The organism is Bradyrhizobium ottawaense (genome assembly GCF_002278135.3).
Lineage (GTDB): Bacteria > Pseudomonadota > Alphaproteobacteria > Rhizobiales > Xanthobacteraceae > Bradyrhizobium > Bradyrhizobium ottawaense.
The window spans coordinates 1,890,393-1,906,501 of sequence record NZ_CP029425.2; the positions used below are offsets into that span (position 1 = coordinate 1,890,393).

A 16,109-nucleotide genomic window follows, 5' to 3' on the forward strand; every position below is an offset into this window, starting at 1 on the left:
GCCTCACGGGGAGCTGCGGCATGGTGCTGGGGTAGTCACGGTGCCGCGGACGCCGCGTGGCGCGCGGGTCGTCCGCGGCCTATATTCGACACGTGAAGGAAGCACCAAAGCACCGGAGGCGGCCTTGATGGCAGCTGCGACCGCAACGAACGATCGCCTCTGGCAGAACATACGCGCGGAGGCGCAGCGCGTGTGCGAATCCGATCCCGTCTTCAGCAAGTCGCTTGCCGATGCAGTGCTGGCGCATGATAGTTTTGCCGCGGCTCTGGCCGATCTGATCGGGCGCAGGCTTGGCGGCAACGCCGCCGGGCAGGCACGCTTCACGGCCTTTTCTATCGACGCCTTTCGTGGCGCGCCGGAATTGATCGAAGCGGCCGGCCGCGACTTGCAGGCGATTGTGCTCCGCGATCCCGCCGTCGCCGGCCTGTTGCCGCCGCTGCTGCATTTCAAGGGCTACGTGGCGCTACAAGCCTGGCGCGTCTCGCACCGGCTCTGGCGTCATGACCAGCGCGACGCGGCGCTGCTGTTTCAGAACGAGGCCGCGAACGTCCTGCAGGTCAGCATTCACCCGGCGGCCAGCATCGGCTCGTCCGTGTATCTCGACCACGCCACCGGGATCGTGATCGGCGCCAATGTGCTGATCGGCGATGACGTCACCATTCTCCAGAATGTCAGCATCGGCCGCGGCAGCGAACTGCCGACGCGCTCGCCGCGTATCGGCTGCGGCGTCTTCATCGGCGCCGGCGCGACCATCTTGGGCGATATCCGGATCGGCGATTTCGCCAGGATCGGCGCCGACACGGTCGTGACTTCCGACGTTCCCGGCGGCTGCACCGCGGTTGGAAATCCTGCGCGGTTGACCAATTGTCCCGCGCCCGCTTCGGCGGCCTGAGGCGCCATCACGTCATGAGATGCGGCGGAGCGCGGCCCGATCAGCCGCAAAGGCAGGGTCGCCGAGGTCTGCCCCCGGCGACATCCCGTTGCCTCAGGCGGCGCGGCGATGGCTCTCGCCGCCATGCTGGGGCGTGACCGGCTCCGAGCTGGTCTGGCCCGGCGCATCCAGTACCGCGACGTGGTGACGATAGACCATCTCCCAGCCCTTCCATCCCGTGAACAGGAGGATGCCGACCACGATCAGGGAGAGCACCACGCCCCACGGCTTGATCGCAGTCTCGGCGCCTTGCGCGTAGCGCAGGTAGAAATTGATCAGCGCCAGCACGACCGCCGCGAGATTGCCGACCATGTGGTACCAGGCATCGTTGAGGCGGCGGATGCGGGGCTCGCTGAAGAAGTCCGTAAAGCCGGCCACAGCCGCGACGAGCGCCATGACGATGCCAGCCCCGATCAGCCACATCGCGGCTCTGGCCCAGAAATTGTCGCCGGTTCCGATGAAGGCCAGATCGGCGATGGGCGCGCCGACCAGACATGCGACCGGGAACGGGATCAGCATGGGGTGGAGCGGGTGATCGCCGATGGCGGCGGTCGTCTTGGGGTTGATGGTCATGGCAACACCTCGCGGAAAGTGATTTTTGGGACAATTTTTCGGGCGAGGGCTGGTTCCTCCGGTCGCACGGACACGCGGAACTCTCGCGCCCCGGACGCACCGCAGCGTCTCTTTGACGATGCGCTGCTGAGCCGGGGCCCATCTCACCGCACATGCACGCCGCATCCCGGGTCCGGGACACGGACTAGGCCTGTCCGCCCATCCCCCTGCGCCACCTACCTTTCCGGCAACCAAATTCACCCCTGGTAACCCCGCATTAACCAACGGCGGGCTCTGGTAAGGGCGGACAATCGCGCCCAAAGCCCGAAGCCAGGGACCGTCAAGGCCCGGGGCCAAAGGCCCATAGTTTTGACATCTTGGCAGGGAATGCAGACGGCCGGCTCTGGACGAGCCCCTGCACCCAGAAAGACAAGGCTTTGAGCGGGCTTGCCGGCCGCGCCGGTGCTAGCGCGGCCATTGGGGAACCGGCAGCCATTTGCTGGCCGGCACATCGGGTAACGATCGCCTTGAGAGGATACTGCTTATGAATCCGGCCGACGTGGCTCAGTCAGCCCTTCCGGTTGCCGCTTCCGCGGACGTGTCGCTGATCGCGCTGTTCTGGCAGGCTCACTGGATCGTGAAAGCGGTGATGCTGGGACTTCTGTCCTGCTCGGTCTGGGTCTGGGCGATCGCGATCGACAAGATCTTCCTGTTTGCCCGCACCCGCCGCTCGATGGACCGCTTCGAGCAGGCGTTCTGGTCCGGCGAATCGATCGAGGAGCTCTATCGCACCCTCTCTGCCAAGCCGACGCATTCGATGGCGGCCTGTTTCGTGGCGGCGATGCGCGAGTGGAAGCGCTCGTTCGAGAACCAGGCCCGCTCGGTCGCCGGCCTTCAGATGCGCATCGACAAGGTCATGAACGTCTCGATCGCCCGCGAGGTCGAGCGGCTGGAACGCCGCCTGCTGGTGCTTGCGACCGTCGGCTCCGCCGGCCCCTTCGTCGGCCTGTTCGGCACCGTCTGGGGCATCATGTCGAGCTTCCAGTCGATCGCGGCGTCGAAAAATACCTCTCTGGCGGTGGTCGCGCCGGGCATCGCGGAGGCGCTGTTTGCGACCGCGGTCGGCCTTATCGCCGCCATTCCTGCCACTATTTTCTACAATAAGTTCACGTCCGAGGTGAACCGGCAGGCCCAGCGGCTCGAGGGCTTCGCCGATGAATTTTCCGCCATCCTGTCGCGTCAGATCGACGAGCGGGGCTGACGGGCGGCATGTATAGTGTGAAGGGCAATTTGGGCACGCGATCATGGCGATGAACGTTGCGAGTTCGTCCGGAGGCGGCGGCCGCCGCGGCCGGCGCAAGCCCGTCGTGGCCGAGATCAACGTCACGCCGATGGTCGACGTGATGCTGGTGCTGCTCATCATCTTCATGGTGTCGGCGCCGATGCTGACGGTCGGCGTGCCGCTCGACCTGCCGCAGACCCAGGCCAAGAGCCTCGAAAACAACGACCAGAAGCCGATCCAGATGTCGATCGACATCAAGGGCAAGGTGTTCATCAACGACGCCGAGATCGCGATCAACGAGCTGATACCCAAGCTGAAGGCGATCACCGACGCGCGCGGCGGGCTCGAGGAGCGCATCTATCTGCGCGCCGACAAGAAGGCGGATTACGGCACGGTGGCCAGGGTGATGGGCCAGTTGTCCGGCGCCGGATTCAAGAAGCTCGCACTCGTCACGGAAGCGGATCAGGGGTAGGCCGTGAAGGTGAAGGTCGACAAGACACTCGTTGCGTCGATTGCCCTGCATGTCCTCGTGCTGGGATGGGGGCTGGTCACCTTTAGCAGCAAGGCCTACGTCGCGCCGGAAGAGTCACTTCCGATCGACATCATCTCGACCGATCAGCTCGCGAAGATGATGGCCGGGCAAAAGACCGGCAAGAAGGAAGAGCCCAAGCCCAAGGTCGAGAAGATCGCCGAGCCCAAGCCGGAGGAAGACGCCGTCGGCAAGGTCACCGAGAAGAAAGAACTGATCAAGACCAATTCGCAGCCGGAGCCGCCGCCGAAGCCGGTCGAGAAGCCGGTGGAGAAGAAACCCGAGCCGCCGAAGCCCGTGGCCGAGGCGAAGCCGAAGGAAGAGCCGAAGCCGCAGGAAAAGAAGCCTGATCCGGCCAAGGAAGATCCGATCGCCGAGCTGCAGAAGAAGCTGGAGACCAAGAAGCCGCCGCCCAAGCCCGTGGAGCAGAAGGTTGCGGCGGTGCAGCCGCAGCAGCAGCCCAAGCCCAAGGAGCGCAGCTTCGATCCCGCGCAGATCCAGCGCGACCTCGACAAGCGTGCCGCGACCCGGCACGAGCTCACGGGAACGGCGCTGAACGCGTCGGCCTCGCTGGGATCGGCGACCGGCACTGCCGCCAACAACATTGCGACCTGGCGCGGTGCGTTCCAGGGCGCGGTCAAGCGCTGCTTCACGCCGACCTATAACGGACAGGACGCCGACCAGTACGAAGCCGACATCGACATTCCCATGAAGATCGACGGATCGCTGGCGTCCGAACCCATCGTGGTCGCGGTGAGGGGGCCGTCGCGGTCGATCGCCCAGGCGGTGGCGGAGAGCGCCAGGCGCGCCATCGTGCAGTGCCAGGTCTACTCGTTCATGCCGAAGCAGCAGTACGAGAGCTGGAAGCTCATTCCGATGACTTTCGGCCTGAAAGATATGTTGTGACATCCGAACAAAAGAATTTTGCAATGAATGACGTCCGATCGATGAACCGCCGCCGCTTCATGACCCTGACCGGATCGACGCTCGCGATGCTCGGGGGCGGACGTGCCCTCGCTCAAGGCCAGGACGGCCGCATCCGCATCGATCCCACGGCATTCCAGCCGATCCCGATCGCGATCACCGGCTTCGTGCCGGGCTCGCCGTCCGACGGCGACGTCGGCAACGGCGTCACTCAGGTCATCACCAACAATCTGAAGCGCTCGGGCCTGTTTGCCCCGATCGACCAGGCCGCCTTCATCGAGCGCATCAGCAACATCGACGTCGCGCCGCAATTCCAGAACTGGAAGACGCTCAACGCGCAGGCCCTCGTCACCGGCCGCATGACGCGGCAATCAGATGGACGGCTCAAGGCCGAATTTCGCCTGTGGGACGTGGTCTCCGGCCAGCAGCTCGCCGGACAGCAATATTTCACCTCGCCGGAATATTGGCGCCGCATCGCCCACATCATCTCCGACCAGATCTACGAGCGCATGACGGGCGAGAAGGGCTATTTCGACAGCCGCGTGGTGTTCGTGGACGAGAGCGGCCCGAAGGAGCGTCGCGTCAAGCGGCTCGCGATGATGGACCAGGACGGCGCCAATGTGCGCTACCTGACCCGCGGCTCCGACCTCGTGCTGACGCCGCGCTTCTCGCCGAACTCGCAAGAGATCACCTATATGGAGTTCGGCCAGGGCGATCCGAAGGTCTATTTGTTCAACATCGAGACCGGCCAGCGCGAGATCGTCGGCAACTTCCCGGGCATGACCTTTGCGCCGCGCTTCTCGCCGGATGGCCAGCGCGTCATCATGAGCCTGCAGCAGGGCGGCAATTCCAACCTGTTCGTGATGGATCTGCGCTCGCGCTCGACCACGCGCCTTACCGACACGCCGGCGATCGATACCTCGCCGTCTTACTCGCCGGACGGCACCCGCATCTGCTTCGAGTCCGATCGTGGCGGCAGGTCGCAGATCTATGTGATGGCCGCGGGCGGAGGACAGGCGCAGCGGATCTCCTTCTCCAAGGACGATACCAACGCCAGCTATTCGACCCCGGTATGGTCGCCGAAGGGCGATTACATCGCCTTCACCAGGCAGGGCGGCGGGCAATTCTCGATCGGCGTCATGAAGCCCGACGGCTCCGGCGAGCGGCTGCTCACCTCCGGCTTCCACAATGAGGGCCCGACCTTCTCGCCGAACGGCCGCGTGCTGATGTTCTTCCGCGATCCCGGCGGCAATGGCGGGCCGTCGCTGTACAGCGTCGACATCTCCGGCCGCAACGAGCTCAAGGTGCCGACGCCCGGCTTCGCCTCCGACCCGGCATGGTCGCCGCTGTTATCCTCGACGGCGGGTTGACAAGAGAGCGCTAAAACATCGCGCGTTCAGACGCGCGATGTTGTCGAAAAACGCGCCGATTTTTTCGACTTTTCTGCGCAAAGCAAGCCTTCCTTCACCTTGTGCCCGGCAAGGCTTGCCTAGTTGCTTGATATTTAAGCGGAAATCGGTTCGCTGATACCGAAAAACAACTCGACTTTAACGATGTTCCCTCAGAAAGACTTCATCTGGGCTGGGTAAGACTACGCGCCAAACAGGACGCGTAACAAGCCAATGCAACTGGCCGACCAGAAGCAGAGTGATCGAGACGAGCTGGAGCCGATACTCTACGCCGCTCTCATCAACTCCATGGTGCAGAATTTCTGGGCGATCTTCCTCGGCTCGGCCTCCGCGGCCGTGGCCGCGGTGATGACTGCGTTGAAGACGGGCGACGTCTGGCTGTGGCCGCTTGCATTCCTGCTGATTGCCATCGGCACCGCGCGCGCCTTCCAGATGCGCGGATATGAAAACCGCACCGAGGTGCTGTCATTCGAAGAGGCCAAGCACCTGGAGCCGCGTTACTGGATCGGCGCGCTGAGCTATGCGGCCGTGCTCGGTGTGTGGGCCTTCGTCGTCATCTACAACAACAACGATCCGGTCGCCGACATGCTCTGTGTCGCCATCGGCATCGGCTACACCGCGGGCGGCGCCGCCCGCAATTACGGGCAGCCCCGGGTGATCCAGTGGCACGTCGCACTGGCCTGCGGTCCGATGTCGCTCGCCTTGCTGCTGCACGGCGGCTTCTACCACATCGGTCTTGCCATCCTGCTGGTGTTCTTCTTCATCGGGCTCAAGAACATCAACCTCAGCCTGCATGCGATCTTCGTCAAGGCGCTGACCTCGAGCTTCCGCGAATCCGCGCTGGCGAGCCAGTTCGACACCGCGCTCAACAACATGCCGCACGGGCTGTGCATGTTCCGCGCCGACGGCCGCCTTGCAGTGATGAACCACCGCTTCGGCGAGCTGATGGCCTTGCCCGAGGACCTCGTCAAGCGCGGCGCCACTGCCGCCGATATCGCGGCGGCCTGCGTTTCCGCCGGGTCGATCTCGGCGGAGAGCGGCAACCACATCCTGGCCGAGATCGAGCATGCGCGGATCTGCGAGATCGTCACCGCCGATCCGGATTCCTCGCGCGGCCGCACCCTGGCCTGGACGTTCCAGCCGATGACCGGCGGCGGCACGGTGCTGCTGCTGGAAGACATCACCGAACGCACCAATGCGGAAGCCCGCATCAGCCATCTCGCCCGTTACGACGAGCTCACGGCGCTGCCCAACCGGGTCAGCTTTCACGACGAGATCGAGCGGCTGCTGAAGAATTCGCATCATGCCGAGCGGCTCTCCGCGCTGCTCTTCGTCGACCTCGACCAGTTCAAGCAGGTCAACGACACGCTCGGTCATCCCTGCGGCGACCAGCTGCTGTGCGCCGTCGCCAACCGTCTGCGCGAAATGCTGCGCCCCGAAGATTTCGTCGCCCGTTTCGGCGGCGACGAATTCGTCGTGTTCCAGCAGAACATCTCCTCGCCCGAGGACGCCGCCGCGCTGGCCCGCCGCATCGTCGAGCGGCTGAGCGAGCGCTACCGCATCGACAATCATTTGGTCGAGATCGGCGCCAGCGTCGGCATCGCGCTGACCTCGCCGGGCGATGCCAGTGCCGATACGCTGCTCAAGAACGCCGACATGGCGCTGTACCGTGCCAAGGCCGACGGCCGCGGCACGTTCTGCTTCTTCCGCGACGAGATGGCGGCGACCGTCGAGGCCCGCCGCATCCTCGAGCTCGACCTGCGCAAGGCGCTCGCCAACGAGGAATTCGAGCTGTTCTACCAGCCGCTGGTCAATCTGAAGTCCGGCAAGATCACCACTTGCGAGGCGCTGCTGCGCTGGAATCATCCGGTGCGCGGCACGGTCTCGCCGATCGACATCATCCCGGTCGCCGAGGACATGGGCCTGATCGTCGATCTCGGCCGCTGGATCCTGCGCCGCGCCTGCATGGAATGCATGAAGTGGCCGGAGGGCGTCAGCGTCGCCGTCAACTTCTCGCCGCAGCAATTCCACCAGCGCGACGTGCTGAGCGAAATCCGCTACGCGCTGGAGGTGTCGGGCCTGCCGGCGCATCGGCTGGAGATCGAGATCACCGAGTCCTCGCTGCTGCGCAACACCCAGCTGACCCACGACATCCTGTCGCAATTGCATGCGCTCGGCGTGCGCATCTCGCTCGACGATTTCGGCACCGGCTATTCCAGCCTCAGCTATCTGCACAATTTCCCGATGCAGAAGGTGAAGATCGACCGCTCCTTCCTCGAAGGCATCGACACCGACCGCCCGCTGACGCTGCTGCGCGGCGTGGCGCGGCTGTCCGCCGATCTCGGCATGGCCGTCGTGGTCGAGGGCATCGAGACCAACGAGCAGCTCGATCTGATCAGCGCCGACGGCACCGTCTCCGAGGCGCAAGGCTATCTGTTCAGCCGTCCGGTGCCCGCCGTGCGGATGCGCCAGCTGCTCAACGCCTCGCATGGGCGGCGCGGCGAAGGCCAGCTCCACGTCGCCAGCTCGCGCTCCTTCGCTTAACTCCGTTTCTCGGAAACGTCCCATCATTTCAGACTGTTGCAGGGTACCGTAGTGCTACGGAGGTTAACCCTAACCCTTCGATTGCTTTGCATACTTGTTAAGAAGGTGTTAATAAATCATGGCGCGCGCGTAAGTTGTCTTGCAGGAATTGCCTTCGAATGCCGCGACGTGAGTGTGTTTAAGGAGTTGGAATGCAGTCCTCAGCCAGATCTGTCATTTCGGCTGTTGGACGGGGAGCAGAGCTTCTGACCGACGTCGATTATCATCTTGCCGAAACCGTCGCGGAGAAGGAGGAGATCTACAATCTCCGCTACCGCGCCTATCTGCGGGAAGGCGCGGTGAAGCCCTCCGCCGATGCGCGGGTGACCGACCGCTACGACGAGCTGCCGAACGCGTGGACCTTCGGCGTCTATCTCCATGGCGAACTCTGCAGCTCGGTGCGCATCAGCGTGCTGACATCGGAATGGCGCGAGTCCACCTCGGCCGATGTCTTCCCGGACATCCTGCTGCCGCGGCTCGATCGCGGCGAGGTCATGATCGACCCGACCCGCTTCGTCGCCGATCCCGACCAGGTCAAGCGGGTCCCGGAATTGCCCTATCTGACGACGCGTCTCGCTTACATGGCCTGTGAGCATTTCAATGCCGATCTCGGCCTCGCCATCGTGCGCCCCGAGCATCAGGCCTTCTACCGGCGGGTGTTCCTGCATGAGACCATCGCCGAGCCGCGGCTGGTTCCCGGCCTCACCAAGCCGTTCGGACTGATGGCGGCGGACTTCCCGACCTTCCGCAAGAAGGTGTTCGAGCGTTATCCAATCATGCGGTCGACTGCCTTCGAGCGGCGGATGCTGTTCGGGCGCGGCGGCCAGCGCCAGGTGCCGCAGCGGCCGGTGCTCGTGGCTGACGCTGCGCACGCGGACGCCGCGCACGCCTGAGTCGGCGATGGCGTGGATGCGGCTCCAGGTTTGAGCCTGGGCTCTGCCCCTTACCCGTCACGCGTCGCCACGCATCGCGCCCTGGGCCCAAAATTCCGGCGAAAGCCGGGTTTTTGCCGGCCGCCGCGGCTTGCCTTCACCCTCGCGCCACATTTACAACCCATTAACCATGACGGGTGCTTTTCGCTGGTTGGGGGCATTTGATCGGCTGAGGCAAGGTTCCGTCAAGGTTGACGGAACGTTCGCTTAACCAACCCCCTGTAGACCGGACAGCAGTGGACTAACGTGAGCGTGGAGGCTCCGGAATGAAACATCCTATGCGTATCCTCCAGGGATTGAAGCTGGTCGCGGTGCTCGCCGTCGCGCTGTCGATGGGCGCCTGCGCCAACAAGAATGCCGCGACGGATGCGATGGCCAATGCGGCAACACCTGGCAGTCAGCAGGATTTCGTCGTCAACGTGGGTGACCGCGTATTCTTCGAAAGCGACCAGACCGATCTGACCCCGCAGGCGATCGTGACCCTGGAGAAGCAGGCGCAGTGGCTGCAGACCTATTCGCGCTACAGCTTCACCGTCGAAGGCCACGCCGACGAGCGCGGCACCCGCGAATACAACATCGCGCTCGGCGCCCGGCGAGCCCAGTCGGTGCGTTCGTTCCTGGCCTCGCGCGGCATCGATCCGAACCGCATGCGCACGATCTCCTACGGCAAGGAGCGGCCGGTCGCCGTCTGTAACGACATCTCCTGCTGGTCGCAGAACCGTCGTGCCGTCACCGTGCTGAACGCGAGCTCCTGACGCCGAGATACTGACACTCAGTCAGGCGCCGTTCATCTTCCAAAACCGATTATGCCGGCGCCCTCTCGGGCGCCGGTTTCGTTTCAGCAAACCGTGACCTAAAACCCCTTGGTTCAAGTCACGGTTTTGGCGTACTCCCTTCCTCATTATGTGGCGCGGCGAATGGTCCGCCGTGGGCCACGTCGCTTTTGTCGTCAGGGCAAGATGTCATCGAAATTCAAGGCAATTACCGGCACCGTGGCAACCGTCGCGCTGCTCTCTTTGTGTTCGCCCGCAACTGCGCAGTCGGTCTTTGCGCAGTCGGATGATGCCGATCCCGAGATGCGGATCGAGCGGCTGGAGAACCAGCTGCGCCAGCTCACTGGCCAGAACGAAGAGCTGCAATACCGCAACCGCCAGCTCGAAGAGCGGCTGCGGGCGCTCGAGGGCGGCGCCCAAGGCGCGCCCGGACAGGCGCCCAATGTCGCGGCGATGCCGCCCGCCCAGGTCGGACCAGGTCAGGTTGTGCCCGGCTATCGCCAGCAGCCGCAGCAGCAGGCCGTGCAACCGAATTACGAGCAGCCGCAGAGCGCGGCTTCTGCGCCGATCGTTCAGGAGCAGCCGGCGCCCGGCGCTCCCGGCACGCGCCGTCGCGGCGATGCCTTCGATCCGAACCAGAACCCGAACGCGCCGGGTGCGCCGCGCGCGCTCGGCGGCGGCCCGCAGCCGATGCCGTCGGGAGCACCCGGCGGCCGCGGCGCCGGCGAGCCGCTCGATCTCGCCAACACCGGCCCCCGTTATCAGCAGCAGGCCGCTCCCCCGGCCGCGCAGCCCGGCTATCCGCCGGCCCAATCCGGCTCTCCCGCGCCGGCCGGCGGCGCCGGCCTGACCACGCTGCCGCCCTCGGCAACGCCGCGCGACGAGTTCGACCTCGGCATCGGCTACATGCAGCGCAAGGACTACGCGCTCGCCGAGCAGACCATGAAGAACTTCACGCAGAAATATCCGAGCGACCCGCTGCTCGGCGACGCGCAATACTGGCTCGGCGAGAGCTACTTCCAGCGCCAGCAATATCGGGACTCCGCGGAAGCCTTCCTCGCCGTCACCACCAAATACGAGAAATCGGCCAAGGCCCCGGATGCGCTGCTGCGGCTCGGCCAGTCGCTCGCCGCGCTGAAGGAGAAGGAGGCCGCCTGCGCCGCCTTCGGCGAGGTCGGCCGCAAATATCCGCGCGCCTCCGCCGGCGTCAAAGCCGCGGTCGACCGCGAGCAGAAACGGGTGAAGTGCTGACGTCGGGGGTCCTGACAACGCGGATGGCGCTGCGCTAGACATCGTAACCATCCGCCTGCGACGGTCAGGGCCGCGTCATGTCAGACGACGACAATTCTCCGATCTCGACACGCGAGGCGAGGCGGCTCTTCGCCGGCCTGAAGAGCGCGCCGGCGCTGGTGCTCGCCGTGTCGGGCGGGCCCGACTCGGTCGCGCTGATGTGGCTTGCGGCGCGCTGGCGGCGCAGCCTCGCGCGCGGCCCAAGTCTCACCGTCGTCACGATCGATCACGGCCTGCGGCGAGAGGCGGCGCGCGAGGCGCGCGAGGTCAAGCGGCTCGCCACTGAACTCGGATTGCCGCACCGGACCCTGCGCTGGCGCGGCGCAAAGCCGAAGACCGGACTGCCGGCGGCGGCGCGCGAGGCGCGTTACCGCCTGCTCGCGCAGGCCGCGCGTGCCGTCGGCGCGAGCCATGTGCTGACCGCCCACACCCGCGACGACCAGGCCGAGACCCTGTTGATGCGCCTGTTGCGCGGCAGCGGACTTGCCGGGCTGTCGGCAATGGCCTCCCTCAGCGAGCGCGACGGGATCGTGCTGGCGCGTCCGCTGCTCGAGGTCCCGAAGGCGCAGCTGATCGCGACCTTGAAGCGGGCCAGGATCGGCTTTGCCGACGATCCCACCAACCGCGACACCGCCTTCACCCGGCCGCGGCTGCGGGCGCTGCTGCCGCTCCTTGCGGCCGAGGGTGGCGATGCCCGCACGCTGGTGCGGCTCGCGGCCCGGCTGGCGCGGGCCAATGCGGCGGTCGAGCTGCTGGCCGACGGCGCCGAGCGCTTCCTCCATTTGAGGGATCGCGGCGATGCGCCGCAGGCAGGTGTTCGAAGCTTCGAGGCCTCGGCCTTTGCCGTCCTGCCGGAGGAGGTCCGGCTGCGGCTCCTGCTGCGGGCCATCAACGCGCTCGGGCACGAAGGGCCGGCGGAACTCGGCAAGGTTGAGTCTCTCCTTGCCGCGCTCGACCAGGCCATCGCCGCAAGCCCTCGCACGGGCGCAAATGGCCGGCAGGCCTTGAGGCAGACCCTTGCGGGAGCCTTGATCAGCCTAGCCGGCGGGCGTATCCACATCGCACCGGCGCCGGTCCGGCGTCGCAAGGGCGGATAGGCGCGGACGAGGGCGGATCATGACACCGGTCAATTCGGCCCCGCGCCGTCAGGACACCTTAACCAGGCAGGAAAAACCCCGCTCCGGACGCCATTATTTCAGCGGGAATCGCTCTAAGATGGGATAAATAGTCCCACCTCGTTCCCTTGGCAGCGACCGGGACGGCACCTAAATTGTATGCGTCTAACGATGAGGATTCCTTGGGGATTTCCTCGTAGAGCCCAAGGATGAGGCCGCGATCCGCGCGACCACGAAGGAAGATCGATGAACGCCAATCTGCGCAATTTCGCCCTCTGGGTCATCATTGTCTTGCTGCTTTTGGCGTTGTTCACGCTCTTCCAGAATCCGGGTCAGCGGGCCTCCTCGCAGGACATCGCCTTCTCGCAGCTCCTGAGCGAGGTTGACCGCGGCAATGTGCGCGACGTCGTGATCCAGGGGCCGGACATTCACGGCACCTTCACCAACGGCTCCAGCTTCCAGACCTATGCGCCCAGCGACCCGACGCTGGTGAAGCGCCTCTATGACAGCAAGGTGCAGATCACCGCGAAGCCGCCCGGCGACAACGTGCCGTGGTTCGTCTCGCTGCTGGTCTCCTGGCTGCCGTTCATCGCCCTGATCGGCGTGTGGATCTTCCTGTCGCGGCAGATGCAGGGCGGCGCCGGCAAGGCGATGGGCTTTGGGAAGTCGCGCGCCAAGATGCTGACCGAAGCGCATGGCCGCGTCACCTTCGAGGACGTCGCCGGCGTCGACGAGGCCAAGCAGGACCTGCAGGAGATCGTCGAATTCCTGCGCGACCCCGGCAAGTTCCAGCGCCTCGGCGGCCGCATTCCGCGCGGCGTGCTGCTGGTCGGCCCTCCCGGCACCGGTAAGACCCTGATCGCGCGCGCGGTCGCGGGCGAAGCCAACGTGCCGTTCTTCACCATCTCCGGTTCTGACTTCGTCGAGATGTTCGTCGGCGTCGGCGCGAGCCGCGTCCGCGACATGTTCGAGCAGGCCAAGAAGAACGCGCCCTGCATCATCTTCATCGACGAAATCGACGCGGTCGGTCGTCATCGTGGCGCCGGCCTCGGCGGCGGCAATGACGAGCGCGAGCAGACGCTGAACCAGCTGCTGGTCGAGATGGACGGCTTCGAGGCGAACGAGGGCGTGATCCTGATCGCCGCGACTAACCGTCCCGACGTGCTCGATCCCGCGCTGCTGCGTCCGGGCCGCTTCGACCGTCAGGTCGTGGTGCCGAACCCCGATGTCGTCGGCCGCGAGCAGATCCTCAAGGTTCACGTTCGCAAGGTGCCGCTGGCCCCCGATATCAACCTCAAGACCATCGCGCGCGGCACCCCGGGCTTCTCCGGCGCCGACCTGATGAACCTCGTCAACGAGGCCGCTTTGACCGCCGCCCGCCGCAACAAGCGGATGGTGACGCAGGCCGAATTCGAAGAGGCCAAGGACAAGGTGATGATGGGCGCCGAGCGCAAATCGCTCGTCATGACCGAGGAAGAGAAGTTGCTGACGGCCTATCACGAGGGCGGCCACGCCATCGTCGGCCTCAACGTCGTCGCGACCGACCCGATCCACAAGGCGACCATCATTCCGCGCGGCCGTGCGCTCGGCATGGTCATGCAGCTCCCCGAGCGCGACAAGCTGTCGATGTCTCTGGAGCAGATGACCTCGCGGCTCGCGATCATGATGGGCGGCCGTGTCGCCGAAGAGCTGATCTTCGGCCGCGAGAAGGTGACCTCGGGTGCGTCCTCCGACATCGAGCAGGCGACACGCCTGGCCCGGATGATGGTGACGCGCTGGGGCCTGTCCGAGGCGCTGGGCACCGTGTCCTATGGCGAAAACCAGGACGAGGTTTTCCTGGGCATGTCGGTGTCGCGCACCCAGAACGCATCGGAGGCGACGGTCCAGAAGATCGACACCGAGATCCGGCGTTTCGTGGAAGAGGGCTACAACGAAGCGACGCGTATTCTCACCGAGAAGCGCGCCGATCTCGAAGCGCTCGCCAAGGGCCTGCTGGAGTTCGAGACGCTGAGCGGCGACGAGATCGTCGATCTGCTCAAGGGCAAGAAGCCGAACCGCGAGTCCGTGCTCGAGCCGAGCACGCCGCGCGCCTCCGCGGTGCCCCCGGCCGGCAAGTCGCCGCGCCCGCGGCCCGATACGGATCCCGGCCTGGAGCCGCAGCCGCAGGCGTAATTGCGAGCGGCAGGTGAGATTGCAAAACGCGGCGGAAACGCCGCGTTTTTTGTTGGCTGGCGGTTCGCGGATGCAGGGCGCTCCCGGCGCGAGCGAAGCGCGCGGCTTCCGGGGCAACCGCGGGAATCACTAAAGAAGAACTTAACGCTTGCGTCCTATTTTGGCCCGCCATGACTGACCAGGTCGTCCACAGCGCGGTTCAACCGTTTTCGGCACGTGCAGCGCTCCCTTGGGCAGTGGGCATCGGCGTCTATGCCCTGTTGCTGATCGTTGGGCCGTGGCTGCTCGGTGATCCCGACAGCTATTCTCATATCGAGGTCGGGCGTTGGATCATCGCGCATGGCACCCTGCCGGAGAGCGATCCCTTTTCGTTTTCGAAGCATGGCGCGCCCTGGATCACGTTCGAATGGCTCTCGGAAATCGTCTACGCCGGAGCCTACGCATTGTCCGGCTGGCCCGGCGTCGTCGTCGTCGCAGCAGCGGCGATAGCGCTCGCCTTTGGCCTGTTCACCTTCTTCCTGCTGCGCGAGCTCTCGCCGGCCCTGACGCTGCTCATGGTGATCGCGGCCGTCATCCTGTTGGCGCCGCATATGCTGGCGCGGCCGCATGTCCTCGTGCTGCCGGTGATGGTGATTTGGGCGGCGACCCTGGTGCGCTGCATGGATCGCGGCGGGCCTCCGCCATACTGGGCGCTGCCGCTGCTGGTGCTGTGGACCAATCTGCATGGCAGCGTGGTGCTCGCGCTCGGGCTGATCGGTCCGGCCGTGCTCGAGGCGCTGCTGCGTGAGGAGCGAAGCGAATGGCCGCGCGTGCTGCTGCGATGGCTGCCATTCTCGGCGCTTGCCCTCGCAGCATCATGCCTGACACCACACGGGCCGGAACCGCTGCTGATGCCGTTGACGACACTCGGTCTCGGCTCTGCGCTCGCCTGGATCGGGGAATGGCGGCCGCAGGATTTCAGCCATGTCGGTGGCTTCGAGTTGCTGCTGCTGGCTGGCATCTTTGCGCTCGCGCGCGGCGTGACGCTGCCGGTCGTGCGGGCCCTGGTGGTGATCGGCCTGCTCCATTTCGCACTGGCGCAGGTCCGCAACGCGGATCTGCTGGCCATGCTGGCGCCGCTCTATCTGGCGGCCCCCTTGGGTCGGACATTCGGCGGGCGGATCACGGACGATGCGGAGGGCGCGTCGCGCGGCCTGAATCTGGCCGCGTTCGGTGTTCTGATCGCGATGAGCGGGGCGGCGCTGGCGCGCGACATACGGCCGGCTACCGTCATCACCCCTCGAGTTGCCGTCGCGCAAGCCGACCTCGCCAAGGCGGGGCGCGTGCTCAACGATTATTCCTTCGGCGGCTATTTGATCTTTGCCGGCATTCCCACCTTCATCGATGGTCGCGGCGAACTGTATGGCGGGCCGTTCATCGACCGCTACAATCGTGCCCTGGCGCTGGTTGACCTCGCAGATTTTCTCAAGCTGCTCGACGAATACGACATCGGCGCGACGCTGCTCGCGCCGCGGACACCGGCGGTCGCGATGCTCGACCGGCTGCCGCAGTGGCAACGCGTCTACAGCGACGACGTGGCGGTCGTGCACAAGCGGCGGGATACGCCGCAAAGATAAG

The 16,109-nt window shown here is 65.5% G+C and carries 13 protein-coding genes; 12 read left to right on the forward strand and 1 reads right to left on the reverse strand.

Features of this window, described 5'->3' with window-relative positions:
- The first annotated feature begins 127 nt into the window (after window positions 1-127).
- The gene (locus CIT37_RS09025; protein ID WP_028140324.1) at window positions 128-892 is read left to right on the forward strand and encodes a serine acetyltransferase domain-containing protein; all 765 of its coding nucleotides are present in this window, start codon (window positions 128-130) and stop codon (window positions 890-892) included.
- 93 nt (window positions 893-985) lie between these two features.
- On the opposite strand, the gene CIT37_RS09030 is transcribed toward CIT37_RS09025, so the two are convergent.
- The gene (locus CIT37_RS09030; RefSeq protein ID WP_095426680.1) at window positions 986-1,504 is read right to left on the reverse strand and encodes a DUF2231 domain-containing protein; all 519 of its coding nucleotides are present in this window, start codon (window positions 1,502-1,504) and stop codon (window positions 986-988) included.
- A 523-nt stretch (window positions 1,505-2,027) separates the two neighbouring features.
- On the opposite strand from CIT37_RS09030, the gene tolQ reads away from it, so the two are divergent.
- The 11 genes from tolQ (at window position 2,028) to CIT37_RS09085 (ending at window position 16,108) form a co-directional block, all read left to right on the forward strand.
- A complete protein-coding gene (gene tolQ, locus CIT37_RS09035) occupies window positions 2,028-2,744 on the forward strand; it encodes a protein TolQ (RefSeq protein WP_018317771.1) in 717 nt (238 codons plus the stop codon).
- Window positions 2,745-2,787: 43 nt separating this feature from the next.
- Complete coding sequence (gene tolR / locus CIT37_RS09040) at window positions 2,788-3,237, forward strand: protein TolR (RefSeq protein ID WP_028140322.1); 450 nt, start codon at window positions 2,788-2,790, stop codon at window positions 3,235-3,237.
- A 3-nt stretch (window positions 3,238-3,240) separates the two neighbouring features.
- The gene (gene tolA / locus CIT37_RS09045) at window positions 3,241-4,200 is read left to right on the forward strand and encodes a cell envelope integrity protein TolA (RefSeq protein WP_091956427.1); all 960 of its coding nucleotides are present in this window, start codon (window positions 3,241-3,243) and stop codon (window positions 4,198-4,200) included.
- Window positions 4,201-4,241: 41 nt separating this feature from the next.
- Window positions 4,242-5,588, forward strand: a complete 1,347-nt coding sequence (tolB, locus tag CIT37_RS09050; RefSeq protein ID WP_028140320.1) for a Tol-Pal system beta propeller repeat protein TolB — start codon at window positions 4,242-4,244, stop codon at window positions 5,586-5,588.
- 252 nt (window positions 5,589-5,840) lie between these two features.
- Window positions 5,841-8,171, forward strand: coding sequence for a putative bifunctional diguanylate cyclase/phosphodiesterase (locus tag CIT37_RS09055; protein WP_038974611.1), 2,331 nt, complete (start codon window positions 5,841-5,843; stop codon window positions 8,169-8,171).
- A gap of 191 nt (window positions 8,172-8,362) precedes the next feature.
- Window positions 8,363-9,103, forward strand: coding sequence for an N-acyl amino acid synthase FeeM domain-containing protein (locus CIT37_RS09060; protein WP_028140318.1), 741 nt, complete (start codon window positions 8,363-8,365; stop codon window positions 9,101-9,103).
- Window positions 9,104-9,408: 305 nt separating this feature from the next.
- Window positions 9,409-9,897, forward strand: a complete 489-nt coding sequence (pal, locus tag CIT37_RS09065) for a peptidoglycan-associated lipoprotein Pal (protein WP_095426678.1) — start codon at window positions 9,409-9,411, stop codon at window positions 9,895-9,897.
- A gap of 204 nt (window positions 9,898-10,101) precedes the next feature.
- Window positions 10,102-11,166 (forward strand): tol-pal system protein YbgF, encoded by a 1,065-nt coding sequence (gene ybgF, locus CIT37_RS09070; protein ID WP_095426677.1) that lies wholly within the window; start codon window positions 10,102-10,104, stop codon window positions 11,164-11,166.
- 77 nt (window positions 11,167-11,243) lie between these two features.
- On the forward strand, window positions 11,244-12,302 hold the full coding sequence (tilS, locus tag CIT37_RS09075) for a tRNA lysidine(34) synthetase TilS (RefSeq protein ID WP_095426676.1): 1,059 nt from the start codon (window positions 11,244-11,246) through the stop codon (window positions 12,300-12,302).
- Window positions 12,303-12,566: 264 nt separating this feature from the next.
- Window positions 12,567-14,492, forward strand: coding sequence for an ATP-dependent zinc metalloprotease FtsH (ftsH, locus tag CIT37_RS09080; RefSeq protein WP_028140315.1), 1,926 nt, complete (start codon window positions 12,567-12,569; stop codon window positions 14,490-14,492).
- Between the two features lie 170 nt (window positions 14,493-14,662).
- Window positions 14,663-16,108 (forward strand): hypothetical protein, encoded by a 1,446-nt coding sequence (locus CIT37_RS09085; RefSeq protein ID WP_095426675.1) that lies wholly within the window; start codon window positions 14,663-14,665, stop codon window positions 16,106-16,108.
- The last annotated feature ends 1 nt before the right edge of the window (window position 16,109 follow it).

What these genes read in the sequence shown, in the direction of transcription:
- CIT37_RS09025 (WP_028140324.1), top strand. Translation starts at nt 128, where the DNA reads ATGGCAGCTGCGACCGCAACGAACGATCGCCTCTGGCAGAACATACGC.
- tolR (WP_028140322.1), top strand. Translation starts at nt 2,788, where the DNA reads ATGGCGATGAACGTTGCGAGTTCGTCCGGAGGCGGCGGCCGCCGCGGC.
- ftsH (WP_028140315.1), top strand. Translation starts at nt 12,567, where the DNA reads ATGAACGCCAATCTGCGCAATTTCGCCCTCTGGGTCATCATTGTCTTG.
- tilS (WP_095426676.1), top strand. Translation starts at nt 11,244, where the DNA reads ATGTCAGACGACGACAATTCTCCGATCTCGACACGCGAGGCGAGGCGG.
- tolB (WP_028140320.1), top strand. Translation starts at nt 4,242, where the DNA reads ATGAACCGCCGCCGCTTCATGACCCTGACCGGATCGACGCTCGCGATG.
- CIT37_RS09055 (WP_038974611.1), top strand. Translation starts at nt 5,841, where the DNA reads ATGCAACTGGCCGACCAGAAGCAGAGTGATCGAGACGAGCTGGAGCCG.
- CIT37_RS09060 (WP_028140318.1), top strand. Translation starts at nt 8,363, where the DNA reads ATGCAGTCCTCAGCCAGATCTGTCATTTCGGCTGTTGGACGGGGAGCA.
- CIT37_RS09030 (WP_095426680.1), bottom strand. Translation starts at nt 1,504, where the DNA reads ATGACCATCAACCCCAAGACGACCGCCGCCATCGGCGATCACCCGCTC.
- ybgF (WP_095426677.1), top strand. Translation starts at nt 10,102, where the DNA reads ATGTCATCGAAATTCAAGGCAATTACCGGCACCGTGGCAACCGTCGCG.
- CIT37_RS09085 (WP_095426675.1), top strand. Translation starts at nt 14,663, where the DNA reads ATGACTGACCAGGTCGTCCACAGCGCGGTTCAACCGTTTTCGGCACGT.
- tolQ (WP_018317771.1), top strand. Translation starts at nt 2,028, where the DNA reads ATGAATCCGGCCGACGTGGCTCAGTCAGCCCTTCCGGTTGCCGCTTCC.
- pal (WP_095426678.1), top strand. Translation starts at nt 9,409, where the DNA reads ATGAAACATCCTATGCGTATCCTCCAGGGATTGAAGCTGGTCGCGGTG.